Origin of the sequence: Halorubrum sp. ASP1 (assembly GCF_005435135.1) — an archaeon.
GTDB classification, from domain to species: Archaea; Halobacteriota; Halobacteria; order Halobacteriales; family Haloferacaceae; genus Halorubrum; species Halorubrum tropicale.
Genome location: NZ_SGUA01000006.1, coordinates 1 through 25,795 on the forward strand (window position 1 = coordinate 1; position 25,795 = coordinate 25,795).

Here is a 25,795-nt window from a genome sequence, read left to right on the forward strand (position 1 = left end):
GCCGACCCCTCCGCGGCGGTTCCGGCCGCCGGCAACCCCCCAACCGTCAGACGCGACCATGAACATCGGCTTCTTCACCGACAGCTACTTCCCCGGTATCGACGGCGTCACCTACACCATCCAGTCGTGGCGCGACCGGCTCGAGTCTCGGGGACACGACGTCTACGTGGTGTATCCGGCGAGCAGTCACGAGCCGGACGACCACGAGATTCCGGTCCCCTCGCTGCCGAACCCCTTCTACCGTCAGTACCGCCTCCCCACGTTCCGCCGCCTGTCGACGCTCCCCGACCTCGACGTGGTCCACTGCCACGGCCCGGCGTCGACCGGGCTGATGGGCCTCCGGTACGCGAGGCGGTACGGCGCGACCTCCGTGTACACGCATCACACCCCCGTCGAGGACTACTTCGTTCAGGGGCTCAAGTCGGAGCGGCTCGCCTCGGTCGTCGGGCGGGCGTACGTCGCCTACGAGAATCGCTTCCTCAACGCGTTCGACTGCGTCACCGCCTCCACCTCGCGTATCCGGCGGGACGTGGAGCCGTACCGGCTCCCCGTCGGGATCGAGATGGACCGGTTCCGGCCGCGCGAGAACGCCCGCGTGACCGCGACGGCGACCGACGGCGGGCCGACGGCCGTCGACGCGCCGGTCGTCGGGTACAGCGGCCGGATGACCCGCAAGAAGAACGTCGACGAGATCCTCCGGCTCGCGGAACGCCTGCCCGAGGTGCGGTTCGAAGTCGTCGGCGAGGGGCCGGTCCGGGCGGATTTGGAGGCCGACGCGCCGGGGAACGTCCGGTTCCACGACTTCCTGCCGCGCGAGGATCTCCCCGACTTCTACGCCGCCCTCAACGTGTTCGTCACGGCGTCGACCTGCGACACGCTCGGGCTCTCGACGCTGGAGGCGAACGCCTGCGGCACGCCGGTCGCCGCCGCGGACGTGGCGCCGTTCGACGAGACGATCGGCCCCGAGAACGGGGCGCGCTTCGCGTTCGGCGACCTCGACGACATGGAGCGCGCGGTCCGCGACTGCCTCGACGGCGACCGGGACACCCGCGGCGCGGTCGAGCGGTTCTCCGTGGAACGGACCGTCGACGAGCTCGAATCGATATACGGGGTGACAGCGTAGATGGGCGCCGACAACGTCGACGCGTTTCAACGGTTCATCTTCTCTGTGCCGCCCCTCAGGATTCAGGCGGCCGCCCTCGCCGCTCTCAGCGTCGTCTACGCCGTCGGGACGGTCGGCGGAATCTGGCTCTTCACGCCGTTCGCTCCCGAACCGTCCCGGATCTTGCCGGTGGCCGTTCTCATCTTTTTGGTCCCCTTCGTCGTCGCGGCCGAACTCTTCTCCCGGGTCCTCGACGGCTACCCGCGGTCGTGGAGCTACTTCCTCGCGCTCACCTCACAGTTCGTCCTGTTCGTCTACGCGCTGGTACTCTCCGGGGCGGACAACGTCGGGAACGCCTGGAGCATCATCTGGCTCAGCTTCATCACGCTGTACCTGATCAACATCTTGGTGCTCGTCGTCTCGACGGGCATCGACCGGTTCGACCGGATCCTGCTCGTCTCGCTGGTCGAGCCGGCGGGACTCATCGCCGCCTTCTACGCGCTGGGCGGGAGCGAACTCGGCTTCTCGACGTACCGACACGTGTTCGCGTTCGCCTCGCTGCTCATCGCGGCGGGCTTCCTCGTGTTGGTCCTCGTCGTCGTCGACTACCTGATCAAGAGCAACACCGACGTCTCCGCGTTCGCGCTTACCTCCGGTCTCCTCCGGAACGACCGCGAGTCACTCGACCTGGGCGTCGAGGCCCGTCCGGCCGTCGAGACGTTCGCCGTCGACAACGGGAGACGGCTCACGGTGGCGGCCCCGTGGGTCCACCCCGGCCCGCTCGGCGGGTTCGGCGGCGGCCAGCTGAGCGGGAACCTGATCGAGGCGCTGAACGAGGGCCGCGGGGTCGACGGGGCGGAGCGCGCCGAGACGGCGGCCGCGACCGACGGCGGCGCCGCGGCCGCCGCGTCGGCGGACGCGGCCGGCTTCTTTTTCCACGTCCCGTGTACGCACAAGGAGGACCTCTCGAACCCCGCGGACGCGGAGCGGATCCTCGACGCGGTCGCCGACCCGGACCGGACCGAGCGCGTCTCGCGGCTCGTGACCGCGTCGTACGGCGAGCGCGAGGGCTACGCGGACGTGCGGTTCCACGGCCGCCGGATCGGGGACAAGGAGGTGATCGTCCTCCACGGCGAGGGGATCGACGACTACGACACGGGCGTGTTCATGCGCGACGTCGACCACGACGAGGTGCTGCTGATCGACCAGCACCGACACGACATCCAGAACGGCCCCGACGTCGAGATCCAGTACGGCTCCGCGACGGCCGACCGCCTGAAGCGCGCGTTCGACGACTTCCGCGACCGGCTCGCGGACACCGACCTCGTCGAGGACTACGCCGCCGGGTTCGCCGTGACGCGGACCGGTCAGGACGCGCTGGCGATGGTCGAGCGCGTCGACGGCCAGGAGGTCCTCTGGATCGGCGTCGACACCAACGGGCTCACCCCCGACGTGCGGGCGACCGCCGACGAGTACCGCGCGGAGTTCGACGCGGTGATCCCCTTCTCGACGGACACCCACGCGTCGATCCACGAGCTGGCGAACAAGCGCGAGTCCGACATCGACGCCATCGAGGGCGCGGTCGACCGCGCCGTCGACGACGTCGCGCCCGCGACGGTCGGGTTCGAGAGCAACCGGACCGAGCCGGTGAAGCTCCTGAAGAACGACTACAACGGGCTCGTGTTCAGCGTCAACATCCTCATCCGCCTCACGCTCATCTCGCTGGTGATCCTGTACGCGCTGCTCGTGTTGTGGCTGTTCTTCTGAGTCGGACGCACCACCGAGCGGCTCGCTCCCCTTCGCTTTTGCCCGTCCCGGTCCACATGTCCCTATGGCCCCGCGAGCCCTCCTTGGCACCGGTCGGTCTCCGAATCGCGCGCTCCGCGCCGTCGGCGTCGCGTTCGTCGCCGCCTCGTTCCTCGTCGCCTTCCCGTGGGAGCCGATCCGAACCGCCTGGCGGTACCCGATCTGGGCCGTCCTCGTCGCCGTCGGCCTCGCGAGCGCCGGGTACGCCGGGCGCCACCGCGGCGGCCTCCTCGCCGGCTGGGGAGCGACGTTCCTCGCGGCGATCTGGGTCTTCGTCGTCCCGCCGCTCGCGGCGGTCGTCCGCGGCGCCACGCTCGACGACGGCGGCTACGCGGTGCCGCGGCCGTCGACCGTCGCGCTGGGTCCGCGCGCCGAGCTGCTGACCGGCCTGCGAATCGGCCCGGTCGTCGCCCTCGCGGTCGCGCTCACGCTCGGGAGCGCGGCGTACGCCCTCGGCGCGGCGGTGCGGAGGCGACCGGACCGGTTCTGACGCGGCGCGCTACTCGAACGCCCTCACGCCCAGCGCGGACGCGGAGGCGCCCCCGATCACCATCGGGACCCAGTAGACGGCCCCGCGGAAGACGAGGACGGCGGCGGTGATCGCGGAGGCGGCGACGCCGGTCGTCGGCACGAGCAGCCCGACGAGCGCGGCCTCGATGCCCCCCAGCCCGCCGGGGAGCGGGGTCGCGCCGGCGACGTACGACAGGGGAACGACGAAGACCGGGATCACCGGCGAGATCGGGTGGCCGATCGCGGCGAACGCGGCGGTGAGCGCGGCGGCCTGGAAGAGCCAGCCGAACAGCGAGAGCGCGACGATCCCGAGGAGGCGCGGCCGGTCGGTGCCGACGCGCTCGATGTCGGCGAAGAAGTTGCCGAGGCGGTCGGCGAGGCCGGCCTCGATCGTCTCGGCGTCGAAGCGGTCGAAGCGTCCGAGGAACGGGCCGACGGCGCCCGGAACGCGGTCGACGACCGCGACGCGGTAGCGCCAGACGAAGGCGATGGCCGAGACGATGGCCGCGATCAGCGCGACCGCGCTCGCGACCGCGAACCCGACGCGGTCCCCGACCGCCGTGGTGGCCGCGTAGGACCCGACTCCGATGAACACGAGCGAGACGGAGGGGACGACGTTGAGCACGTCGACGCTCGCGATGCCGACGAGCCCGGTCTCGTAGCGCGCCTCGCCCACCTTCGAGATGAGCGCCGCGGCGACCGGCTCGCCGCCGGCCTGTCCGAACGGGGTGACGTTGTTCGCGAAGGCGGCGCCGCTGTACACGAGGAACGCGGTCCGGACGGACATCTCGACGTCGAGGGCGCCCAGCACGGCGCGGAGCATGAGGCTCCACGCCGCGAGCCAGCAGAGCCCGAGGCCGAGCGTCACGGCGACGAGACCCGGGTCGGCGGCCGCGAGCGCGTCGACGATGCGGTCGACGCCGACGACGACGAACAGCACCGCGAGGAGGAGGACGGCGCCGCCCGCACCGAGGATGAGCGCGCGCCGTTGTGGGCCGTCCATGGACTGGGTGGGGCGGTAGCGAACTTGAAACGTCTGCTTCGCGCCCGCCGGCGCGTCGGCGTCTCCGGGCCTCGGCCACGCTCGCGGACCGCCGGTCCGGGGGCGAGAATGAGAATGCATACGTACCGGCGGGCCGACGGCCCACCTAATGGAAGATCAGCGGTTCCTCGAGTCGGAGTGGGATTACTGTCTGGTGCTCGACGCGTGCCGGTACGACGTGTTCGCCGACGTGTACGACGAGTACCTCGACGGCACGCTCGAGAAGCGGCGCAGCGTCGGCTCGTCGACGCCCGAGTGGGCCTACCGCACGTTCACCGACGACCACGACATCGCGTACTTCTCCGGGAACCCCTTCATCAACGACCTGGGGATCCCGCTGAACGAGCTGAAGTGGGGCGCCAGCTGCGACTACGAGTGGACCGCCTCCGAGCACATCAGCGACATCCACGACGTGTGGAAGACCGACTGGGACGACGACCTCGGCACCGTCCCGCCGGAGGGGATCGCGGACGCGTTCCACCGCAACCAGGACGCCGTCGAGCGAGCCGACCGCACCGTGCTCCACTACATGCAGCCGCACGCGCCCTACCTCTCGCGCGGGAAGGGGCAGAAGCTCAAGCAGATCCAGAAGGGGATCAGAGAGCAGGGGGAAGCGGAGGAAAACGGCGGAAGCGAGGACGACGGCGGGCTCCTCTCCTCGCTCAGCGACTCCGTCCGGCCGAAGATCGAGAGCCGGCTCGACGACAGCGAGTTCGCCCAGAAGGCGGGGCTGTGGCTCGAACTCGACCCGAAGGACCTCGTGAAGGACGGCACGCGCGTGACCGCGCTGTCGATGTACGAGGAGAACCTCCGGATCGCCTTAGAGAGCGTCTCGGAGCTCGTCGACGAGCTCGACGGCGACGTGGTCGTCACCGCCGACCACGGCGAGGCGTTCGGCGAGGAGGGCGTCTGGGAGCACCACATCGAGACGTACATCCCCGCGCTGATGGAGGTCCCGTGGCTGGAAGTCGAGTGAGCGACCGCGCCGGGGCCCGAGACGCGACCGCCGCGCGGCCGCGCCCGCCGACCCGCCGATGAAGGTCAGTCACTACTTCGAGTTCGCGGAGCGCGTCACCGGCGGCATGGCGGCGTCCGTCGACCACCAGCGCAAGATGTTCGACCGTGTCGGCGTCGAATACACGACGGAGCCGACGCTCGACGCCGACGTGCTCCACCTCAACCTGATGGGCCCGCGCTCGGTCTGGTACGCGCGCCGCGCCCGGAAGGCGGGCGTCCCCGTCGTCGCGCACACCCACGTCACCGCGGAGGACTTCGGCGACAGCTTCCGGTTCACCAACGCGCTCGCGCGGCCGCTCAGGCCGTACCTCCGCCGCGCGTACGGGCTCGCCGACCGGCTGATCTGCCCCTCCGAGTACAACCGGTCGGTGATCGAGGGGTACACCGACGCGCCGACGACGGTCGTCTCGAACGGCGTCGACCGGGGGAAGCTCGACGGGTTCGAGTCGCTGGAGGCCGAGTACCGCGACCGCTACGACCTGGACCCGCCGACGGTGTTCATGGTCGGCCACGTGATCAAGCGGAAGGGGCTGGAGACGTTCGTCGAGACGGCCCACCGGATGCCGGACGTCGACTTCGTCTGGTTCGGCCCCATCGATCGCTCGCTGAAGGGCCGCGAGACGAAGCGGCTCGTCGACGAGGCGCCCAGGAACTGCACGTTCACGGGGTTCGTCGACGACATCCGCGGCGCGTACGCCGCGGGCGACGTGTTCTGCTTCCCGACCCACGAGGAGAACGAGGGGATCGCGCTGCTGGAGGCGATGGCCGCCGGCAAGCCGCTCGTCGTGCGCGACATCGAGACGTTCTCGTGGCTGGACGACGGCGAGGAGTGCCTGAAGGTCGGCGACGAGGGCGACGGGGCGCACGCCGCGGCCGACGCCGACGCTCGCGGGGACAACGTCGAGGGGTTCGTCGAGGCCATCGACGCGCTCCGCGACGCCGACCGCCGGGCGGAACTCGGCGCGCGGGCCGCCGAGCGGAGCGAGGCCTTCTCGCTCGACGCGATCGCCGACCGCTACCGATCGCTGTACGCGGATCTGGTGTAAGCGTCCGCGAGGGGGACGAAATCGACCGATCGCGGAAAATTGCGAAAACCGCAGTTGGTATGTCCGCCCGACGATACCGTAGGGCCAAATGACTCGAGTGAGCGTTATCGGCTGCGGAAACATGGGGGGTGCCCTGCTCAGGGGGCTCGCCCGCGTTGAGGGGTACCACCTGACGGCGATCGACCTCGATCCCGAGGCGCTCGCCGCGATCGAGGACGCCGTCGACGAGACGACCGAGGACGTGGACGCGGCGCGCGACGCCGACATCGTCGTCCTCGCGGTGAAACCGGACGTGGCGCCCGCGGTCCTCGACGACCTCGACCTCCGGGAGGACCAGCAGTTGGTGACGCTGGCGGCGGGGCTCCCCCGCGAGTTCGTCGCCGCCCGCACCGACGCCTCCGTCGTCCGGATCATGCCCAACCTCGCGGCGGAGACGGGGAACATGGCCGCGGCCGCGACGAACGCGGGCCTCACCGACGAGGTCCGCGCCATGCTCGACGCGGTCGGCGAGTTCGTCGAGGTCGACGAGTCGCTGATGCACGTCTCGACGGCGGTCAACGGCAGCGGTCCCGCGTTCGCGTTCTACCTGATCGACGCGATGAAACAGGGCGGGATCGACAGCGGGCTCGACGCCGAACAGGCGGAGACGCTGGCCGCTCAGACGTTCAAGGGCGCTGCCGAGACGGTGCTCCGCGACGACCGCAGCGTCGACGAGCTCATCGACGCGGTGTGCTCGCCGAACGGGACGACGATAGAGGGGATGGAGGTGCTGTGGGACAGCGAGGCCGACGCGGCGGTCGAGGACGCGGTCGCGGCCGCCGAGCGCCGGTCCCGGGAGCTCGCCGAGGCGTTCGACGATGGCTGAGGACGCGAGCGCGGAGCGGGTCGGCGCGACCGACGGCGAGCGCGTGGCGGCCGCGCGAGAGGAGGCCGCCGCGGCCGACCGCGTGATCGTCAAGGCGGGGACGAACTCCCTCACCGACGACGACTCGCGGCTGGACCGGGTGAAGCTGGACAAACTGGTCGCGGACGTGATGGACCTCCGCGAGCGCGGTACCGAGGTCGTGCTGGTCTCCTCCGGGGCGGTCGGCGCCGGGACGGGTCGGCTCGACACGGGGCCCGAGTCGCGGGACGGCGTCGAGTCCATCGCGGAGAGCCAGGCGCTCTCGACCGTGGGCCAGGGCCTGTTGATGCGTCACTACACGCAGAGCTTCGAGCGGTTCGACCAGGACGTGGCGCAGATCCTCGTGACCGGGACCGACCTCGACGCCCCGGAGCGGTTCGACAATTTCACCAACACCGTCGAGACGCTGCTGTCGTGGGGCGTCGTCCCCGTCGTCAACGAGAACGACGCGGTCGCGACCGACGAGCTCCGGATCGGCGACAACGACATGCTGTCGGCGTCGATCGCGATCGGGCTCGACGCCGACCTCCTCGTGACGCTCACCGACGTGGACGGGGTCTACACCGGGAACCCGAAGCGCGACGGTGACGCGGAGCTGATCGAGGCCGTCGACGACGGCTACGAGCGGCTGCGGGAGATCGTCGGCGACGGCACGGAGACGGACTTCGGCGGCATCCGCACGAAGGTGGAGGGCGCCCACGACGTGAGCCGCCACGGGATCCCCGCGATCATCGCCGGGTCGGCGGAGCGCGACGTGTTAGCGCGGATCGCAGCGGGTAAGCCGACGGGCACGCTATTCGTGCCGGAGACGGGTGACGACGATGAGTGAGAGCAACACCACCGACGTGGAAGCGGACACCGACGAACTGGCCCGGCGGGCCGAGCGCGCCGCGCTGCGGCTCGCGAACGCCGACGGGGCGACCCGCGACGAGGCGCTCCGGTCGATAGCCGACGCGATCCGCGAGCGCGAGTCGGAGATACTCGAGGCGAACGCGGTCGACGTGGAGGCCGCCGAGGCGATGCTCGCGGACGGCGAGTACACGCAGGCCCTCGTCGACCGCCTGAAGCTCGACGCGACGAAGGTCGAGGAGATCGCCTCGATGGTCGAGTCGGTCGCCGAACAGGACGACCCCCTCGGCGAGACGCTCGCGGCGCGGGAGCTCGACGAGGACCTCGAACTCTACCGGGTGGCGGTGCCGATCGGCGTGGTCGCGACGGTGTTCGAGTCGCGGCCCGACGCCCTGGTTCAGATCGCCGCGCTCGCGCTGAAGTCCGGGAACGCGGTCGTCCTCAAGGGCGGCAGCGAGGCCAGCGAGTCGAACCGCGTCCTTCACGAGGCGATCGTCGACGCGACCGCGGACCTGCCCGACGGGTGGGCAGCGCTGATCGAGGCCCACGAGGAGGTCGACCGCCTCCTCGAACTCGACGACCGGGTCGATCTCGTGATGCCGCGCGGCTCCTCGGAGTTCGTCTCCTACATCCAAGAGAACACCCAGATCCCGGTGCTCGGCCACACCGAGGGGATCTGCCACGTGTACGTCGACGCGGACGCCGACCTGGAGATGGCCGCCGACGTGGCCTTCGACGCGAAGGTCCAGTACCCCGCCGTCTGTAACGCCGTCGAGACCCTGCTCGTCCACGAGTCCGTCGCCGACGCGTTCCTCCCGGACCTCGTCGAGCGCTACGAGGACGCCGGCGTGGAACTGCGCGGCGACGAGCGGACCCGCGGGGTCGTCGACGTCGGGCCCGCGACCGCCGACGACTGGGACACGGAGTACGGCGACCTCGAACTGTCGATCAAGGTGGTCGACGACGCCTACGACGCGATCGACCACGTCAACGACCACGGCTCGAAACACACCGAGTCGATCCTGACCGAGGACGCCGAGACGGTCGAGACGTTCATGACCGGCGTCGACGCCGCGAGCGTCTTCCACAACGCCTCGACCCGCTTCGCGGACGGCTACCGCTACGGGCTCGGCGCGGAGGTCGGCATCTCGACCGGCAAGATCCACGCCCGCGGCCCGGTCGGCCTGGAGGGGCTCACCACGTACAAGTACTACCTCGAAGGCGACGGGCACCTCGTCGCGAGTTACAGCGGCGAGGACGCGGTCCCGTTCACGCACCGGGAACTCGACGGCGCCGAGTGGACGCCGGGAACGCTGTCGACGCGGTAAGCGGAACGCCGCCGCCGACGCGACGGAACCGCGGCCCGAGGCGGAAGCGCGCGACGACCGGCGGTCGGTCGGCTCGCGGTCGTGGGACGCGCGCGAAAAAGCCGCGCTCGGCGGGCGGCCGGACCCGAACGGGGCGGCCGCTCAGAACGGCGGGCTGTAGTCTTCGTACTCGTCCATCTCGTCCATCTCGTCCGTCTTCGACGGCATGACCGCGGCGCGCGGCCCGCCGGCCCGGACGACCTCCACGTCCTCGAGCCCGTCGACGCTCTCGGGGAGGCGGCGCTCGATGGCCCGCATCGTCATCGGGGCGATGCCGCACCCGGAGCAGGCGCCGCCGATGGCGACGGTCGCCGTCCCCGCCTCCTCGTCGACGTCCCGGATCTCGAAGTTGCCGCCGTGCTGCTGGATCTGTGGCACTTCGTTGCTCAGGAAGCTTCGCGTCTGCCGTTCGAGTCCCTCTGCGCTCATTGCGAACGGACATTGTCCCCAACGTATCATAAATCTTTAGTTTTAGGACACCCTAAAATTTGAATATACAGGCTCCGAAACGGTTTTTCTGGCTGTTTACCGAGTGCTACTTATCGATACATATCAATTTTTAGTACTGCCTAAACGCGTGCGGAGCGTCGTCGTCGGTCGGTTCGGCGCCCGCGTCGCCGGGTCTCGTCTCAATATGTTCCCAATTAGCGTGATCGGACCGAAACGGCGGCCGGAGACGGTGACCGTCGGCGACGACGGCGGACGCACGCGCCGGGATGGTCGTCCGCGGACGAGATCGGAGCGACGGGGCTGGACGCGGGTCACCCGGTCGGGCGCCAGCCGCGGAGGGACGCGACGCAGAGCCCGCCCGCGATCCCGCTGAACGGGAGCGCGAGCGTCCGAACGACGAGGATCGCGGCCGTCGCGGCCGCGCCGGGAACGCCCGCGACCACGGTCAACGCCCCGCCGAGGAGCAGGTCGTAGGCGCCGAGGCTGCCCGGGATCGGGACGACGCTCGCGATCTGCGGGAGCGGCACGAGGACGAGGATCGGCAGGAACGCGCTCTCGACGCCGAGCCCGGACAGCGCGACCCACAGCGCGGCCGCGGTGAGCGCCTGCTCTACCAGTCCGCCGAGCGCGATGAGCCCGATCAGCCCCGGAGTCCGTCGGAAGTCGACGATGCGCTCCCAGTAGCGCGCGACGCCGGCCTCGACGAACGCCCTGTCGTGCGGCGGGTCGCGGTACAGCGCCGACACGCGAGTGATCACCGGCGCGAGCAGCGCGACGATCCCGTCGGAGAGCCGGTCGCGGGTCGAGAGTACCGCGGCGCCGAACAGCGCCAGCCCCCCGACGGCGACGCCGAACGTCGTCAGGATCGGCGCCGCGTCCGGGGCGTCGAGCAGGACGGCCAGCCCGACGAGGGCCGAGAACGCCGCCTGCGTCCCCGACTTGACGTACTTCGCCGTCGAGCGGACGCCGAGCGCCTCGGCGTACCCCGTGTCGGTGGCGACGCTGAAGAACCGGGCCATGATCGGCTCCGAGCTGACCGGTCCGGCCGGGCTGAGCGTGTCGAAGAAGTCGCCGGCGAGCGCGAACCGAACGCTCTCGCCGGCGGAGATCCCGTCCCCGAGCGGGGCGATCGACGCCCAGACGCCGATGGCGTCCGCGATTCCCTCCAAGACGACGAGCAGCGCGACGACGGCGAGGATCAGCGGCGTCACCGCGAGCGCCCGGTCGAGGACGGTCTCGATCCCGACGGTGTACAGGTACCCCGCCAGGATCGCGGCACCCGCGGCGACCCCGACGAGGAACCGCAGCGCTCGCCGCATGGGTCAACGACGCACCGCCTGGGGGGATCCGACCATCGGTTCGGTCACCGTCGGGCGCCCGGAACGCGCGAGACGATCACATCGTGCGAGCCGAGCGACTTGAACGGTTCCATCGGCGCCGACCGGGCGACCGTAGGTGCGTCGACCGCACCCGTCTCGGCGCGTCGGCCGGCCAGTCCGACGCGGAGCGCGACCGCCGTCTGACCCGTTCGACCGACCGTTTTTGGTCGTCCGGGCATAGGGATCGGTAATGGCAGATCAGCCCGCAGGCGACGCCGTCGGAGCCAGTCGACGAACGTATCTGACGGCGGCCGGCGGCGCGGCGGTGACGGCGCTGGCCGGCTGTATGGGTGGCACCGCGAGCGGGACCGACACCCTCCGCGTCTCGGTCTGGAGCGGCACGAACGAGACGGTGTTCCGCGAGGTCATCAAGCCGATGTACGAGGAGCGGACGGGCAACACCCTCGAACTGAGCGGGAACTGGCAGGGGATCCTCTCGAAGATCCGCCAGTCCCCCGCGGACGACCCGCCGTTCGACGTGACGGTCGGCGTCGGGCGGACGAACTACCGCGGCCAGCAGGACGACCTGTGGGTCCCCGTCGACTACGACGACCTCTCGAACGCCGGCGGCATCAAGTCCAACCTGCGCCAGTACCAGATGGCCGAGTCCGGCGTCCCGGTCGCGTACGGGGCCCACGCGTACGTCTACAATGAGAACAGCGCCGCGTGGACGCCGGAGTCCTGGAGCGACCTTCAGTCCGACGCCGCCGAGAACGTCGCGCTCCCCAGCGACTTCTGGCTGAAGCTGTTCATGATGGCGGCGCTGCTCAGGGACGACGAGCCGATGGCCGACGAGGTGTACGACCCCCAGTACATGGACGCCCTCTTCGACACCGTCGAGGGCCTGCCGGTGTCGACGTTCTACCAGGGCACCCAACAGCTCTGGACGGCGCTCGGCGAGGGGCTCGCCGACGTGGGCCACTACTTCTTCGCGTACGGCCTGCGCAAGGCGCGGGACACGGACGAGTACCCGATCGGGGTCACCGTGCCCGACCCGACGACGGGGTACATCGACTACTACCAGATCGTCCGGGGCGCGTCCGACGAGGCGATGGCGACCGAGTTCATCGACTTCATGCTCGACCCCGAGGTCCAGAGCGCGTACGCCGCCGAGTTCAACCTCGGGTTCTCCCACGAGGAGACGACGCACCCCTCGACGACCGCCGACGCGCTCCCGATCGCGAACGACGACCTCGACCAGATCGCGTTCCAGAACTTCGCCGGCGTCGCCGAGTTCTCCGGCGACATGAGCGACCGCTTCCGCGCGTTCGTCCAGGACAACTGAGATGCTCGAACTGGACGGCCTCACCGTCGAGTACGGGGACTTGACGGCGGTCGACGACGTGTCGCTCGCGGTCGCGGAGGGCGAGCTCTGCTGTCTGCTCGGCCCGTCCGGGTCCGGCAAGTCGACGATCCTCCGCGCGATCTCCGGCTTCGAGACGCCCGCGGCGGGCCGGGTGCGGATCGGCGGCGTCGACGTGACAGAGGCGCCGCCCAACGAGCGCGACTGCTCGCTGGTGTTCCAGGACTGGGCGCTGTTTCCGCGCCAGACGGTCGCGGAGAACGTCGCCTTCGGCCTGAAGATGGACGGCGTCGGAGCCGCCGAGCGCGAGGCGCAGGCCCGGGAGATGCTCGAACTCGTCGAGATGGAGGGGTACGGGGACGCCTACCCCGAGCAGCTCAGCGGGGGACAGAAACAGCGGGTGGCGCTGGCCCGGTCGCTCGTCGTCGACCCCGACCTCCTGTTGCTCGACGAGCCGCTGTCGAACCTCGACCGGCGGCTCCGCGAGACCATGCAGCTCGAGCTCAACGAGATCCACGACCGCGTCGGCACGACCATGCTCTACGTCACCCACGACCAGGACGAGGCGTTCACGCTCGGCGACCGGCTCGGGGTCATGGAGTCGGGGCGGCTCGTCCAGCACGACACCCCGGAAGCGGTGTACGACGACCCGGCGGACCGCTTCGTCGAGTCGTTCCTCGGGACGACGAACTTCGTCGCGTGTACCGCCGCGGAGCCGGGGCCGCGGCCCCGCCTGGAGACGCCGATGGGCGTCGGGTTCGAGGCCGCGGTCGAGGGCCCGTCGCTGGCGGCCGGCGACGCGGTCGTCGCCTCGCTGCGGCCGGAGCGGCTCTCGCTGTCCGTCGCTCCCGCCGAGCGGACGCCGGACGCGACCGTCAGCGACGGCGGCGAGTCAGCGGTCGCGGTGCCAGCGCGCGTCGAGGAGACGGTCTACCGGGGCGCGGACGTCCGGATCCGGTTGTCGGCCGGCGAGACGACGCTGTTCGTCGAGCCGTCGGTCGCGGAGGCGCCCGCCGTCGACGCGGGCGACGCGGTGGTCGTGCGCTTCCGGCCCGAGGACGCGCTCTACTTCGACGGGACGGGGGATAGATGTCGGTGAGCGACGCGCGGGCGGCGCTGCCGGCCGTCGAGCTGTCCGCGCGGTGGCGGACCCTGGCGCTCCTCGTCCCGCTCCTCCTGCTCGACGGGCTCGTCTTCCTCGTTCCGATGGGCTACCTGCTCCGGCTGAGCTTCGCCGAGCGCACGTCGGGCGGCGCCTTCGCGGAGGGATCGTGGTCGCTCGCGGGGTACGAGTACGTCGCCGAGACGCCGCTGGTCCACGAGATATTCGCCTTCACGCTCGGGTTCGCCGTCCTCGTGACCGCCCTCGCGGTCGCCGTCGGCGTGACCTACGCCTACGCCGTCTGGCGCGCCGCCAAACCCTGGCGGACGCTCCTCCTCGCCGGCGCGGTCTGCTCCCTTTTCACCACCATCGTGGTGAAGCTGTTCGCGGTCGTGCTCGTCTTCTCGCCCCGGGGGGTACTCAACGACGTCCTCACCGGCGTCGGCCCGCTCGCGGAGCCGCTCCTGCTCGTCGACAACCTCGCCGGCGCGGTCATCGCGCAGCTGTACATCGTCGTGCCGTACGCGATCCTCACCGTCTACGCCGTGCTGACGACGCTCGACGACAGCCTCGTCGAGGCCGCCCGCGACCTCGGCGCGGACCGGCCGGCCGTGTTCCGGGAGGTCGTGCTGCCGCACGCCCGGCCGGGGATCGCCGTGGCGGGCATCATCAGCTTCACGTGGTCCGTGGGCGCGTACCCCGCACCGTTGCTCGTCGGGTCCGGGAGCGAGCAGACGACGGCGATCCTCGTCTCGCAGCTCCTCCTGACCGAGTTCGACTGGCCGGCCGCCGCCGCGCTCGCGGTGATCACCGTGGCGGTGGTGCTGACGGCGCTGCTCGTCGGGCTGTGGCGCCTCGACGACGGGGGTGAGCTCCTTGGCTAGCGTCCGCGCGGTCCGGGGCTGGCTCGCCCGAGGCGCGGTCGCGGCCCTCTTCGGCCTGCTCGTGTCGCCGCTGGTCATCGTCGTCGCGACGGCGTTCGACGCGTCGAGCGCGGTCGTCTTCCCGCCGACGGAGCCGTCGCTGCGGTGGTTCGGCGAACTGCTCGCCTCGCCGACGTGGCTGCGATCGCTCGCCAACAGCCTCGTCGTCGCGGCCGGGACGAGCGCCCTCTCGATGGGGGTCGGGACGACGGCCGCGCTCGGGCTCCGCGGGTACGACGGCCGGTTCCGCGGCGCGCTCGTCGGGCTCGCGCTGCTGCCGCTGCTCGTCCCGGGAGTCGTCATCGCCGTGACGCTGTTGACCTTTTTCAGCGCGTTCGGCCTCCAGCAGAGCTACCTCGCGCTCGTGTTGGCCCACTCGCTGTGGGCGACGCCGCTCACCTTCTCGGTGATGCAGTCCGCGTTCGCGCGCTTCGACTGGGCGCTCCACGAGGCGGCGCTGGACCTCGGCGCGTCGCGGCTCACGGCGTTCCGGACCGTCGTCGTCCCCGAGGTCCGCGCCGGGCTGGCCGTCGCCGCCCTCGTCGCGTTCATCGTCAGCCTGCAGGAGTTCGTGATGGCGCTTTTCCTCTCCGGCCCCGACACGCGGACCGTGCCGGTGCAGGCGTGGAACTCGCTCCGCCAGAGCCTCGACCCGCTCGTGAGCGTGGTCTCGACGATCCTGTTGGCCGCGGTGCTGCTGCTCGTCCTCCTCGCCGGCGGGCTCGCCGGGCTCGACCGGCTGGCGACCGACACTTGAGAGGCCGCCCGGTGCGGCTCGTCGACTCATGGGACCACATCGGCGACGACCGGGAAGTGGTCCGACGCGGGCGCGTCGGCGTCGTGCGGAACCACTCGGTAGCGTTCGACGGCGCAGCCGCGGACGAGGACGTGGTCGATCCGTCTCGCAGCCGGGTCGCCGCTGACGCCGTCGTCCGCGTCGAAGCCGACGTACGTGCGGTCGGGCCCGTCGCGCTCGTGCGCCGCGAGCCGGGCGTCCGTCAGGTCCGCCGTGAGGGCTTCGTACGGCGGGGATCCGGTCTGACAGTTGAGGTCGCCGGCGACGACGACGGGACCGTCGGGAACGCGGTCCCGGACCAGCCGGGCGCCCTCCAGCCGGGCTCGCTCGCCCGCGTGGTCGAGATGGACCGAGAACACCGCGACTGTCCGGCCGTCGGCGTCGGGGGGTGCCGGCGCCCGCCGGTCCCTGAGCGTCGCGTGCGTGACGGTCCGAGGGATGGCGGCGTCCCACGCCGTGACCTCGCGGTCCCCGCCCGGGGCGAGCCCGAACGCGCCGGCCGAGGCGACCGAGACGCGACGCCTCCGGACGGCGATCGGCGTGTGCTCGCCGTTGCGGTCCGGGAACGCGACCCAGTCGTAGCCGGGAAGACGGTCGCGGAGGTCCGGCAACTGGTCCATCCAGACTTCCTGTACCGCGAGCACGTCCGGATCGATGTCGCGCACCAGCGACGCGACGCCGTCGCGCCGTACGCTCCAGTCCAGCCGCCCCGCGTCGAGGCCCGCGTACCTGACGTTGTAGGACGCGACTCGGAGCGGGGTCCGGGTCACGAACCGCCCTCCGCCGGTCGAGACCCCGCGTCGGGATCGGCGGTCGCCGGTGCGGGACCGTCCCGGACCGCTCGCCGGCCCGCGTCGACGTCCACGCGCGACAGCAACGCGGCCCCGCCCAGGAAGAACACGAGCAGCGAAACGATGCTGTACCGGCTCGACCCGGTGAGTTGTCCGACGAACGCGAACAGTGCCGGTCCGACGACCCCCGCGAGCTTCGACGAGATCGAGAAGAAACTGAAGAACTCGGCCGACTTGTCCGGCGGCGACAGCGCGGCGTAAAGCGACCGCGACAGCGCTTGCGTGCCGCCTTGAACCGTCGCGACCGCGACGGCGAGCGCCCAGAAATGCCACGTCTTTGTCATGAAAAACCCGCCGACAGAGATGCCGACGTACACGGCCAGTCCGAGGTAGATCGCCCGCTTCGTCGTGAGTGCGATCCCGCCCGCCGCGAGGCCGATCCGCCGTCCGGGAAGCGAGCCGAACAGGAACGCGAACGGAACGCCGAGGAACTGAACCAACACCAGCGCGCCCACGATTCCGGTTCGTCCGATCCCGATCTCGGAGCCGTAGATGCTCGCCATCCGGATGATCGTTCCGATGCCGTCGGCGTACAGCAGGAACGCTCCGAGGAACAGGAGGAGGTCGGGGTACTCTCGCATGTCGGCGGCCGTGGTCCGGAGCCGACGGACGGCCGTGACCACTGGCGACGAGCGCTCCGACTCAGGGGCGGTCGCGCCGTCCGTCGTGTCCGCCGGGGGTTCGTCGACGTAGGCGAAGAGCGGCAGGGAGAACACCGCCCACCAGACGGCGACCGAGAGGAGCGCCGCGCGGGTGGCGACGTCCGCGTCCGCGAACCCGAACGTCGCCGGCGAGAGGATCCACGCGAGGTTGCCCACGAGGAGGATGCCCCCGCCGAGGTACCCGACCGCGAAGCCGGCCGTCGACAGCTTGTCCGCGTCCGACGCGACGTGCGAGAGCAGCGAGTCGTAGAAGACGTTCGCGCCGACGAATCCCATGTTCGCGAGGACGAACAGCGCGGAGGCGTACAGCACCGCGCCTTCACCGGCGAGGAACAGTCCCGCGGTCGAGACGACGCCGAGGGCGACGAACCCGGCGAGGAACCGCTTCTTCGCGCGGTACCGGTCAGCGAGTGTTCCGAGTACCGGTGAGGCCAGCGCCACGAGCGCTAGCCCGACCGCGGTCGTGTAGCCGAAGTACACTGACGCGAGGTTCCCGGACAGCCCGGCACCGATCACCGACTCGTAGTAGACCGGAAACACCGCCGCGACGACAGTCGTCGCGAACGCCGAGTTCGCCCAGTCGTACAGCGCCCACGCGCCGCTGGCCCGCGAGTCGACCCCGAGCCGCGCACCCAGCGCCCCGATCCGCGCACCCAGCGCCCCGATCCGCGTCACCGTGAGCGACCCCCGTCTGTTGGCATGGTCGGAGGCTCGGCGGCCCCCGGCAAAAACCCGACTACTGAGGGGTATAAACGGCTATTGAGCGACCGCCCGGCCGAGCGCGTCGACGATGCGTCTCTTTCCCGAGGGCCGCGCGCACCGACTCCGCCGCCTCGCGCCGACCGACGGCCGCCTCCGCGGTCGTCCCCGCGCCCGATGCCCCCGGCGCGTCGCCCGGCACGCGCGACCGTGCGGCACGGAATCCCGATTCCCTCGCGACCGCGTCACGGTCGCTCGCCGTCGTCCGGTCGCGACCGCTCCGCCTTCAGCTGGTCCACCTCCCGTTCCACGTCGAGCGCCGCCAGCTCGACGGTCACCCCCTCGCCCCGCTCCGAGCCCGACGCGCCCGCCGTCGCGGGCGCGTCCCCCGAGCCCGACCCCAGCAGCCGCTCGACGCGACGGACCGTTACGTACGCGGTACACGCGACGCCGAGGGCGACCGCGCCGTACGCGGCCAGTATCGCCGCGGGGCCGAACTGCGCTTCGAGCACCGCGCCCGCGAGCCACAGGAAGACGCCGACGCCGGCCAGGAAGCCGACCGCGAGCGGCAGGGATCTGCTCATAACCGTCCTTCGCGCCGCGAGCTCAAAGCCTTTCGCGTGCCGAGAACCGCTCACTGAGCGCCGTCCACCGAGCGCCCGATCCGAGCGACGTCCGGTCCGAGGCGACTACCGTTCGAGACGCCCCCGACCTCAGGCGACACCGGCCATAGGCGACCGCGACCCCCCAGTATTTCAGTCGCGGAGCGGTACCGAGCGGCATGGCAAGGCTTCGCTCCGCGCTCGCGCCGGACCGCGCCGACGCGGTCGCAGCGTGGGCCGTCACCGCCGGTCTCGTCGCCGCAGTCGGTCGATTCCTGCTCGTCGGCGAGCCCGACTGGGCCGCGTTCACCGCGCTGCTCGCGCTCGTCGCCGTCGTCGTCCCGGTCGCGACGCGTGACCCGGCGGTCACCGTCCCGGCGGAGCTGCTCGCGGCCGCCGCCGTCCCCGTGGCCGTCCGCGCGGCGGGGGCGCTCCCGGGCGCGACGCCGTTCGTCGCGGCCGCGGCGCTCGGGCTCCTCGTCGCCGTCGTCCTCGACGCGTTCACCTCGCTGTCGATGACCCCGCGGTTCGCCGCGGTCTTCGTCGTCGTCGCGACGATGGCCGCCGCCGGCGCGTGGGCGGTCGGGTCGTGGGTCCTGGACGCGGTCGCGGGGACGAGCTTCGTCGGGACCGCGGACGAGCTGATGTGGGACCTGATCGTCGCGACCGCCGTCGGCGTCGGGGCGGGCGTCCTGTTCGACGTGTACTGTCACGTCTCCGGCCGGATCGAGCGGCTCCGACCGGACGCCGACGCCGCCGACGCCGACCGCGCCGTCGGTGGCGACGCCGGGAGCGGCGCGCGTCTCGTCGGGGCACTGCAGGCGGTCCTCCTCGGGATCGCGGCGATCGCGGTCGCCCGCGGCGACGCGACGCTGCTCGTGAACAGCGCCGTCCCGCTGGGTATCACGCTCGTGCCCGCGCTGCTCCGGCGGCAGTACGGCTACGCGATGGACGCGCGCCTCGTCGCGTGGATCGCCGGGGCGTCGACGCTCCACGCCGTCGGCGCGCTGGCGCTGTACGGGGCCTTCGGCTGGTACGACAGCCTCGCGCACACGTTCTCGGCGGGGCTCGTCGCGGGCGCCGGCTACGCCCTCGCTCGGAGCGTCGAGCGGCACTCCGACGCCGTCGCGTTCACGCGCGAGTTCCGAGCCACCTTCGTCGTCCTGTTCGTCCTCGCGGTCGGCGTCGCGTGGGAGGTCCTGGAGTTCGCGAGCGGCGGCCTCGCGGCGGTCACCGGCGGCGAAGCGGTGTTGGCCCAGTACGGGACGACCGACATCGTGAACGACCTCGCGTTCAACACGGTCGGCGCGGTGCTCGTCGCCGCCTTCGCGAGCGCGCACTTCGAGGGGCTCGCGGCCCGGCTCGCCGGGCGCGTCGGCGCCCTCGTCGGCGGCGGCGACTGACGCGGGCACGGACGGGCTGACCGGGGGCGACGTGGCGACCGCGGGAGGAGACGCGACGGTGCGAGGACCCGGGTCCGCGCCTACCCGTCGAACTCCGGCAGCCGCCCGCCGTCGACGGCCACGTTCTCGCCGCTGACGTACGACGCGGCGTCGCTGAGGAAGAACCGGAGCGGCGCCGCCACGTCCGCGAAGTCGGCCGGGCGGCCGCGGGGGAAGTCCTCGACGCCGGCCTCGGTGTTCGAGACGGCGAACGGCGAGACGGCGTTGACCGTGATCCCGTCGTCGCTCGTGTCCGCCGCCAGCATCCGGGTGAACATCAGGACGCCCGTCTTCGCGACGAAGTAGGGGAAGTTGACCGGGTGGGCGTGCATCCGGTCGCTGTCGGCGAACCCGATGTTCACGATCCGTCCCCACCCCTGCTCCCGCATGGCGGGCAGGGCGCGGCGCGAGCAGAGCACGGTGCCGTAGAACGTCGTCTCGACCACGTTCCGCCACGACTCCCAGTCGATCTCGCTCCAGTGGCGCGCGTCGAAGTCGCCGACGTTGTTCACGAGCACGTCGACCGCGCCGAGCTCGGCCTCGACCGCGTCGAAGAGCGCGTCGACGGCGTCGGGGTCGGTGATATCGCCCTGCGCGGTGATCGCGGTCCCGCCGCGGTCGCGGACCTCCTCGGCGGTGGCGGTCGCCGCCGCCTCGCTCTCGTTGTAGTGCACGACGACGTCGGCGCCGCAGTCGGCGATCGACAGCAGTAGTTCGCGGCCGACGCGCTTCGCGCTGCCGGTCACGAGGGCGGTCCGTCCGCTCAGGTCGGGGCGTGGCTCCATACCGGATCCGTGGGCCGGCCCACCCCTAAGCGTTCCTCACGGTGGGGGTGCGGACGCTCGCCACCCCGTTGAAAACGCCGTCGGCGCGGGGGACGCTCGCCGGCGCCCGCGCTCACTCGCCGGCGCCGTCGGTGAGGATCTCCACGTCCGTCGCCTCCTCCGGCTCGGACAGCGACGGTTCCTCCGCCGGCTCGTCGGTCGATTCGTCGGTCTCCTCTCGCGACCACTCTCGCGAACGATGTCCGTGGCACATGTTACGTAATACCGTACCGGCTGCTGACGGGTAAATCCTCGGCCGAATACGGCTCCGATTCGGGCGCGATGGCCCCGGAGAGCGCCGGACGCTCGGTCTCCCCGGCCGACGGTCGGGCCGCTTCCGTCGGGGTCGGGCGCGCGTCGGACCGTCCCGTCGCAGTCGGTCAGAACACGACGATCAGAACGTACCCCACGACGACCGTGAGGGCGGTCCACAACGGGAACCGCTTCGCCTGTCGTCGCTGCTCCGGGCCGAGGTCGCCGATGGACGCGGGATCGGTATCCGCCCGGAGCCACGTCACTCCCCGCCACGCTCGGTCGCCCTCGCGCCGGCGGGCCGTCGAATCCGCCCGCGGTCGACCGCTCTGGGACGGTCGTGCGCGTTCGTGGATTTATCACGGCTAAGAACTGGCGGGAATGATTGATATCGCCGCTTCACCGAGAGATATCAATGAGTACTGCGAGCGACGAGCGCCCGGAGCCGATTCGCGTCCTGTACGTGAACGGCGACGCCGACTTCGCCGCGCTCACGCGGGCGAAGCTCCGACGGCTCGGGTCGGGTCTCGAGGTCGCGACAGTCGATAGCGCGGAGGCCGCGCTCGAACGCGTCGCGGCGTCGTCGGTCGACTGCCTCGTCACCTCGTACTCGCTTCCGGACGGAACCGGGATCGACCTCTTAGAGCGTATCGCGGACGAAGGGGCGGCCCTGCCGACGATCCTCTTCACCGGCCGCGGGAGCGAGCGGATCGCGAGCGAGGCGACGCGGGCGGGCGTGTCGGACTACATCCCGATCCACGGGACCCACGACGGCTTCGATCTCCTCGCGCGCCGGGTCCGGACGCTGGTCGACGCCGCGCGCACCGAGGCGGCCGCCGAGCGGCTCTCCGACCGCTTTCAGCGGACGCTCGAACGCGCTACGGACGCGATCTACGCGGTCGACGAGGAGTGGCGCGTGGAGTATATGAACGAGAAGATGGCCGACCGGGTCGGTCGGAACGCCGAGGCGGTCGTCGGGAACACCATCTGGGAGGAGTTCCCGTCCATCGTCGGCACGGAGCTCGAAGAGCGGTACCGAACCGCGATGGAGACCGGCGACCCGGCGGTCTTCGAACAGTGGCTCGGCGAGCCGTTCGAGTACTGGGTCGAGGTGCGCGCCTTTCCCGACGCGGACGGGATGACCGTGTTCTCCCGAGAGATCACCGACGAGTGGGAGCGCGAGGTGGAACTGGAGCGCAACGAGGCGGTCTTGGAGAACGTCCACGACGTGGTGACGGTCATCGACGAGGACTGGGAGATCCGCTTCGCCAACGCCGCCGCGAACCGAGTGCTGGGCGACCGGCGATCGGCGGACATCACGGGAGAGCGGTTGAACGCGCTCGTCGGGGACCGCGTCAGCGAGGCCGACGCCCGAGCGTTCTCGCGCGCGGTGGAGTCGACGCTCGACGAGATGACGAGCGACGGCGGCGTTAGCGGCTTCTACGACGCCGACCTCCAACTCGACGCCGCGGTCGGGGGGGCGGAGCGCACGTTCGACGTGCGGCTCACGCCGTTCCGACGACACCGGCGGACGCAGGTGCTCGTCGTCGCACGGGACGTGACGGACCAGAGCGAGACCAAGCGCCAGCTGCGCCGCGAACGGGACGCCTTGCGGCGGATTCAGCGCGTTATGGCCGAGAGCGACCCCTCGTCAGCGGCCCGCATCGAATCGCTGCTCGAGGTGGGGTGTGACGCGCTCGGCCTCGATATCGGTATCGCCTCGCGGATCCGCGACGAGGACTACGCGGTCGAGGCCGTTCACGCTCCGGACGCCGACATCGCCGTCGGCGACCGGTTCGACGTCAACGCGACGTACTGCGAGGAGGTGATCGCGGCGGACGGGGTCCGAGCGTTCGCGGACGCGCACGACCGCGGGAAGGGGTCGCATCCCGCGTACCGAGCGCTCGGACTGGAGTCGTACATCGGCGCGCCGCTCGACGTCGACGACAGTCGGTTCGGTACGCTCAGCTTCTCCAGCCCCGCGACGCGGGCCGCGCCGTTCGGGGCGCTCGAACGGACGTTCGTCGAGCTGCTGGCGCAGCTCGTCGGCACCGAGCTCTCCCGGGCGCGCGAGCGCGCCCAGTTACAGCGACACGAGTTCCTGTTCGACCGGGTCCAGGATATCGCGGCGATCGGCGTCTGGGAGTACTACCCGTCGAGCGACGAGCTCACGTGGTCCGACGGGGTCCGGCGGATCCACGGCGTCGACGACGAATACGAGCCGTCGCTCGACGACGGCATCGAGTTCTACCACCCGGACGACCGGGCGACGATCACCGAGGCGGTCGACGCCGCCGTCGAGGGCGGCGGCTCCTACGACCTCGACCTCCGGATCGTGCGGAGGGACGGCGCCGTCCGCGACGTCCGGGCGTGGGGCGAGTACGTCGCGGACGCTCGCGACGGCGAGGCCGCCCTCCGAGGCGTGTTTCAGGACGTCACGGAGCGGAAAGAAGCGCAGCGCGACCACCGGAGGCTCGCGGAGGAGTACGAGGCGCTGCTCGCGACGTCCGGCGACGCGATATTCCTGCTTGACGTGGACACAGCGGGCGAGGAGCCGTCGTTCGAGTTCGCTCGGCTCAGCCCGGGGTACGAGGACCAGACCGGGCTCTCGACCGCGGACGTGCGAGGGAAGACGCCGCGGGCGGTGTTCGGCGACGAGCGGGGGGCCGAACTCGAGGCCAACTACGCCCGCTGCGTCGAGGCGGGCGGCCCGATATCGTACCGCGAAGAGCTCGACTTAGACGCCGACGCCCGGTTCTGGGAGACGAGCCTCGCACCCGTGACCGTCGACGGCGAGACGCTGCGGATCGTCGGTATCGCGCGGAACGTGACCGACCAGGTCGGGCGGGAACGCGATCTCCAGGCCTCGAACCGCCGGCTGGAGTCGCTGTTCGAAGCGACGCCGCTCTCCGTGGTGGAGGTGGACGCCGACGGAACGATCGTCCGCTGGAACGAAGAGGCCGAGACCATGTTCGGCTGGTCATGCGACGAGGTCGTCGGCGAGCGGCTCTCGGACGTCACGGCTGGCGAGCGGAACGCGCTCAGGGACCACTGCCAGCGCGCCCTGCGCGGCGAGCGGGTTCGAGCGGCGGAGATCCGACACGAGACGAAGGCCGGAGCGGAGTTGGACCTGCTCCTGTCGGTCGCGCCGATTCCGGGCTCGGACGGCGAGGTCGCGAGCACGCTCGCCGTCGTCGAGGACATCACCGAACAGAAGCGGTCGGAGGCGCGACTCAGAGCGCTCCAGGACACGGCCCAGCGGCTCAGCGCCGCCGAGTCGACCGAGGCGATCGCGGCCGTCGCCGTCGACGCCGCGGCCGAGGTCCTCGACCTCGAGATCACCGCGCTCTGGGAGTTCGACGCGGCGGCGGACGCGCTCGTCCCGGTCACGGAGACGGACCCGGCGGCCGACCTGCTCGGGGAGCCGCCGCGATTCGCGAGCGGCGAGGGGCTCGCGTGGGAGGCGTTCGAGTCCGGCACCGCCCGGGTGTACGACGACGTCCGGAACGCGGACGGGCGGTACAACCCCGACACCGCGATCGAGAGCGAGATCCTCGTGCCGCTGGGGGAGCACGGACTTATGATCACCGGCTCCACCGCCCCGCGAGAGTTCTCCGAGACCGACGCGGACCTGTTCCGGATCCTCGGCGCGACCGTCGAGGCGGCCCTCGCCCGCGCGAGCCGTGAAGCGGAACTACACCGGCAGAACGAGCGCCTCGACGAGTTCGCGAGCGTCGTCGCGCACGACCTCAGAAACCCGCTCGCGGTCGCACAGGGATTCCTCGATCTCGCCGAGGAGACGGGCGACCCGGACCACTTCGAGCGCGTCGGGTCCGCCCTCGATCGGACCGAGCGCCTCGTGGACGACCTGCTCGCTCTGTCGCGCGGCGAGACCGCGGTCGAGGACGCAGAGGCGGTCGACCTCCAGGCCGTGACGACGGAGGCGTGGGGGTACGTCGACACGGCGGCGGCGTCGCTCGCGGTCGCCGACGGGCTCCCGACGGTCACCGGCGACCCGGGCCGGTTGACCCAACTCTTCGAGAACCTCTTCCGGAACGCCGTCGAGCACGGCGGTCGGGACGTCTCGGTCACCGTGGGCGGCGCGGACGACGACGGGTTCTACGTCGCGGACGACGGGCCGGGGATCCCGCGAGCGCGACGCGACGAGGTGCTTCGCCACGGCGTCACGTCGAGCGCGGAGGGGACGGGGTTCGGCCTCTCGATCGTGGCCGACATCGCGAGGACGCACGGGTACGTCGTCTCGGTGGAGGAGAGCGCCGACGGCGGTGCGCGGTTCGAGTTCGCTCGGAGCGACTGACCCGAGCGGCGGTCCGGTCGGGCGCCGCGCGCCCGGTCACCGGACCCGCGCGGTGAGGTCGGTGAGAAGCGCCGCGCGCGCCGAGCGCCGCGTCACTCCAGCGCGACCCGGTCGGTGAGCCAGTGGCCGTCGAGGTCGCCGTCGCGAGCGCTCGACAGGCCGAACGCGTACGTGACGGTGCGGCCGTCCGGGCCGGTCAGCGTGACGCGCTGTTCCGCCCGGCTCCCGCGGCGCTCCAGCGCCCCCGTCGTGGCCTCGACGTGGTCGATCATCGGGGCGTACCGCGGGCCGCGGACCATCCGGACGAAGCGGTCGAACGGCCCGGTCGCCCGCCTGTTCGCCGGCGACGCGAAGTTGTACGCGACGGCGATCCCGGCGTCCTCGAACGGGTCGTCGTTCGAGGCGAGCGCCCCGAGTTGGATCGAGACCACCTCCTCCGGGGAGTAAGACGGGTCGGGGGTCGGGACCCCGTCGATCGGGTGCCGGTCGCACATCGGAATACCGCGTCTTAGCGCGCGAACGGCTTGAATTCTCGGCTTCGTCGCCGAC

Annotated in this window: 24 protein-coding genes; 14 read left to right on the forward strand and 10 right to left on the reverse strand. The window is 71.3% G+C overall.

The annotated features are described in order from the left end of the window. The first annotated feature begins 58 nt into the window (after positions 1 to 58). The 3 genes from EXE48_RS10170 (at position 59) to EXE48_RS10180 (ending at position 3,398) form a co-directional block, all read left to right on the forward strand. Positions 59 to 1,123 (forward strand): glycosyltransferase, encoded by a 1,065-nt coding sequence (locus EXE48_RS10170; protein ID WP_137711348.1) that lies wholly within the window; start codon positions 59 to 61, stop codon positions 1,121 to 1,123. Continuing rightward, positions 1,124 to 2,869, forward strand: a complete 1,746-nt coding sequence (locus EXE48_RS10175) for a DUF2070 family protein (RefSeq protein WP_137711349.1) — start codon at positions 1,124 to 1,126, stop codon at positions 2,867 to 2,869. Between the two features lie 64 nt (positions 2,870 to 2,933). Next, positions 2,934 to 3,398 (forward strand): hypothetical protein, encoded by a 465-nt coding sequence (locus tag EXE48_RS10180; RefSeq protein WP_053771271.1) that lies wholly within the window; start codon positions 2,934 to 2,936, stop codon positions 3,396 to 3,398. Positions 3,399 to 3,407: 9 nt separating this feature from the next. Here the strand turns inward: EXE48_RS10180 and EXE48_RS10185 are convergent, their stop codons facing one another. After that, on the reverse strand, positions 3,408 to 4,421 hold the full coding sequence (locus tag EXE48_RS10185) for a lysylphosphatidylglycerol synthase transmembrane domain-containing protein (protein ID WP_053771272.1): 1,014 nt from the start codon (positions 4,419 to 4,421) through the stop codon (positions 3,408 to 3,410). A 148-nt stretch (positions 4,422 to 4,569) separates the two neighbouring features. Here EXE48_RS10185 and EXE48_RS10190 point away from each other — a divergent pair, with 148 nt between their 5' ends. The 5 genes from EXE48_RS10190 (at position 4,570) to EXE48_RS10210 (ending at position 9,604) form a co-directional block, all read left to right on the forward strand. Continuing rightward, positions 4,570 to 5,436 (forward strand): hypothetical protein, encoded by an 867-nt coding sequence (locus tag EXE48_RS10190; RefSeq protein WP_053771273.1) that lies wholly within the window; start codon positions 4,570 to 4,572, stop codon positions 5,434 to 5,436. 58 nt (positions 5,437 to 5,494) lie between these two features. Further along, positions 5,495 to 6,523 carry a glycosyltransferase family 4 protein gene (locus tag EXE48_RS10195; RefSeq protein WP_137711350.1) on the forward strand — a complete coding sequence of 343 codons (1,029 nt, stop codon included), beginning with the start codon at positions 5,495 to 5,497 and terminating at the stop codon, positions 6,521 to 6,523. 88 nt (positions 6,524 to 6,611) lie between these two features. Further along, positions 6,612 to 7,388: a pyrroline-5-carboxylate reductase gene (proC, locus tag EXE48_RS10200; protein WP_077152265.1), complete on the forward strand. Its 777-nt coding sequence runs from the start codon at positions 6,612 to 6,614 to the stop codon at positions 7,386 to 7,388. Beyond that, the gene (gene proB / locus EXE48_RS10205; RefSeq protein ID WP_137711351.1) at positions 7,381 to 8,256 is read left to right on the forward strand and encodes a glutamate 5-kinase; all 876 of its coding nucleotides are present in this window, start codon (positions 7,381 to 7,383) and stop codon (positions 8,254 to 8,256) included. The genes proC and proB overlap by 8 nt, the downstream gene beginning before the upstream one ends. Continuing rightward, positions 8,249 to 9,604, forward strand: a complete 1,356-nt coding sequence (locus EXE48_RS10210; protein ID WP_199236374.1) for a glutamate-5-semialdehyde dehydrogenase — start codon at positions 8,249 to 8,251, stop codon at positions 9,602 to 9,604. The genes proB and EXE48_RS10210 overlap by 8 nt, the downstream gene beginning before the upstream one ends. A gap of 141 nt (positions 9,605 to 9,745) precedes the next feature. Here the strand turns inward: EXE48_RS10210 and EXE48_RS10215 are convergent, their stop codons facing one another. Both EXE48_RS10215 and EXE48_RS10220 read right to left on the reverse strand, forming a co-directional pair. Continuing rightward, a complete protein-coding gene (locus EXE48_RS10215) occupies positions 9,746 to 10,072 on the reverse strand; it encodes a NifU family protein (RefSeq protein WP_121599435.1) in 327 nt (108 codons plus the stop codon). Between the two features lie 332 nt (positions 10,073 to 10,404). Beyond that, positions 10,405 to 11,412, reverse strand: a complete 1,008-nt coding sequence (locus tag EXE48_RS10220) for a lysylphosphatidylglycerol synthase domain-containing protein (RefSeq protein WP_137711353.1) — start codon at positions 11,410 to 11,412, stop codon at positions 10,405 to 10,407. Positions 11,413 to 11,662: 250 nt separating this feature from the next. Between EXE48_RS10220 and EXE48_RS10225 the strand changes: the two genes are divergently transcribed. Genes EXE48_RS10225 through EXE48_RS10240 form a run of 4 tightly spaced genes read left to right on the forward strand, consistent with a single transcriptional unit; the run spans position 11,663 to position 15,557 of the window. Beyond that, a complete protein-coding gene (locus EXE48_RS10225) occupies positions 11,663 to 12,757 on the forward strand; it encodes an extracellular solute-binding protein (protein WP_053771280.1) in 1,095 nt (364 codons plus the stop codon). A gap of 1 nt (position 12,758) precedes the next feature. Next, positions 12,759 to 13,874 (forward strand): ABC transporter ATP-binding protein, encoded by a 1,116-nt coding sequence (locus tag EXE48_RS10230; protein ID WP_137711354.1) that lies wholly within the window; start codon positions 12,759 to 12,761, stop codon positions 13,872 to 13,874. Then, positions 13,871 to 14,761, forward strand: coding sequence for an ABC transporter permease (locus EXE48_RS10235; protein WP_158295111.1), 891 nt, complete (start codon positions 13,871 to 13,873; stop codon positions 14,759 to 14,761). Before EXE48_RS10230 ends, EXE48_RS10235 begins: the two co-directional genes overlap by 4 nt. Next, positions 14,754 to 15,557 carry an ABC transporter permease gene (locus tag EXE48_RS10240; RefSeq protein ID WP_053771498.1) on the forward strand — a complete coding sequence of 268 codons (804 nt, stop codon included), beginning with the start codon at positions 14,754 to 14,756 and terminating at the stop codon, positions 15,555 to 15,557. The genes EXE48_RS10235 and EXE48_RS10240 overlap by 8 nt, the downstream gene beginning before the upstream one ends. Before the next feature lie 26 nt (positions 15,558 to 15,583). Here EXE48_RS10240 and EXE48_RS10245 read toward each other — a convergent pair whose 3' ends face one another. From EXE48_RS10245 to EXE48_RS10255, 3 genes are all read right to left on the reverse strand, one after another. After that, the gene (locus tag EXE48_RS10245) at positions 15,584 to 16,366 is read right to left on the reverse strand and encodes an endonuclease/exonuclease/phosphatase family protein (protein ID WP_053771283.1); all 783 of its coding nucleotides are present in this window, start codon (positions 16,364 to 16,366) and stop codon (positions 15,584 to 15,586) included. Next, a complete protein-coding gene (locus tag EXE48_RS10250) occupies positions 16,363 to 17,784 on the reverse strand; it encodes an MFS transporter (RefSeq protein ID WP_199236375.1) in 1,422 nt (473 codons plus the stop codon). The genes EXE48_RS10245 and EXE48_RS10250 overlap by 4 nt, the downstream gene beginning before the upstream one ends. A gap of 269 nt (positions 17,785 to 18,053) precedes the next feature. Then, positions 18,054 to 18,392 (reverse strand): hypothetical protein, encoded by a 339-nt coding sequence (locus EXE48_RS10255; RefSeq protein ID WP_053771284.1) that lies wholly within the window; start codon positions 18,390 to 18,392, stop codon positions 18,054 to 18,056. Between the two features lie 197 nt (positions 18,393 to 18,589). Here EXE48_RS10255 and EXE48_RS10260 point away from each other — a divergent pair, with 197 nt between their 5' ends. Next, positions 18,590 to 19,813 carry a DUF2238 domain-containing protein gene (locus EXE48_RS10260; protein WP_121599443.1) on the forward strand — a complete coding sequence of 408 codons (1,224 nt, stop codon included), beginning with the start codon at positions 18,590 to 18,592 and terminating at the stop codon, positions 19,811 to 19,813. A gap of 80 nt (positions 19,814 to 19,893) precedes the next feature. On the opposite strand, the gene EXE48_RS10265 is transcribed toward EXE48_RS10260, so the two are convergent. The 3 genes from EXE48_RS10265 to EXE48_RS18415 all read right to left on the reverse strand — a co-directional run bounded on the left by EXE48_RS10265 (position 19,894) and on the right by EXE48_RS18415 (position 21,194). After that, a complete protein-coding gene (locus EXE48_RS10265; protein WP_137705509.1) occupies positions 19,894 to 20,637 on the reverse strand; it encodes an SDR family NAD(P)-dependent oxidoreductase in 744 nt (247 codons plus the stop codon). 112 nt (positions 20,638 to 20,749) lie between these two features. Next, entirely contained in the window at positions 20,750 to 20,890 is a 141-nt protein-coding gene (locus EXE48_RS18775) for a hypothetical protein (protein WP_199236376.1), read from the reverse strand. A 166-nt stretch (positions 20,891 to 21,056) separates the two neighbouring features. Beyond that, positions 21,057 to 21,194, reverse strand: coding sequence for a hypothetical protein (locus tag EXE48_RS18415; protein WP_158293559.1), 138 nt, complete (start codon positions 21,192 to 21,194; stop codon positions 21,057 to 21,059). 149 nt (positions 21,195 to 21,343) lie between these two features. On the opposite strand from EXE48_RS18415, the gene EXE48_RS10270 reads away from it, so the two are divergent. Next, positions 21,344 to 25,246: a PAS domain S-box protein gene (locus EXE48_RS10270; protein WP_137711356.1), complete on the forward strand. Its 3,903-nt coding sequence runs from the start codon at positions 21,344 to 21,346 to the stop codon at positions 25,244 to 25,246. A 92-nt stretch (positions 25,247 to 25,338) separates the two neighbouring features. Here EXE48_RS10270 and EXE48_RS10275 read toward each other — a convergent pair whose 3' ends face one another. Beyond that, positions 25,339 to 25,740, reverse strand: a complete 402-nt coding sequence (locus EXE48_RS10275; protein ID WP_137711357.1) for a DUF4864 domain-containing protein — start codon at positions 25,738 to 25,740, stop codon at positions 25,339 to 25,341. Positions 25,741 to 25,795 lie beyond the last annotated feature (55 nt).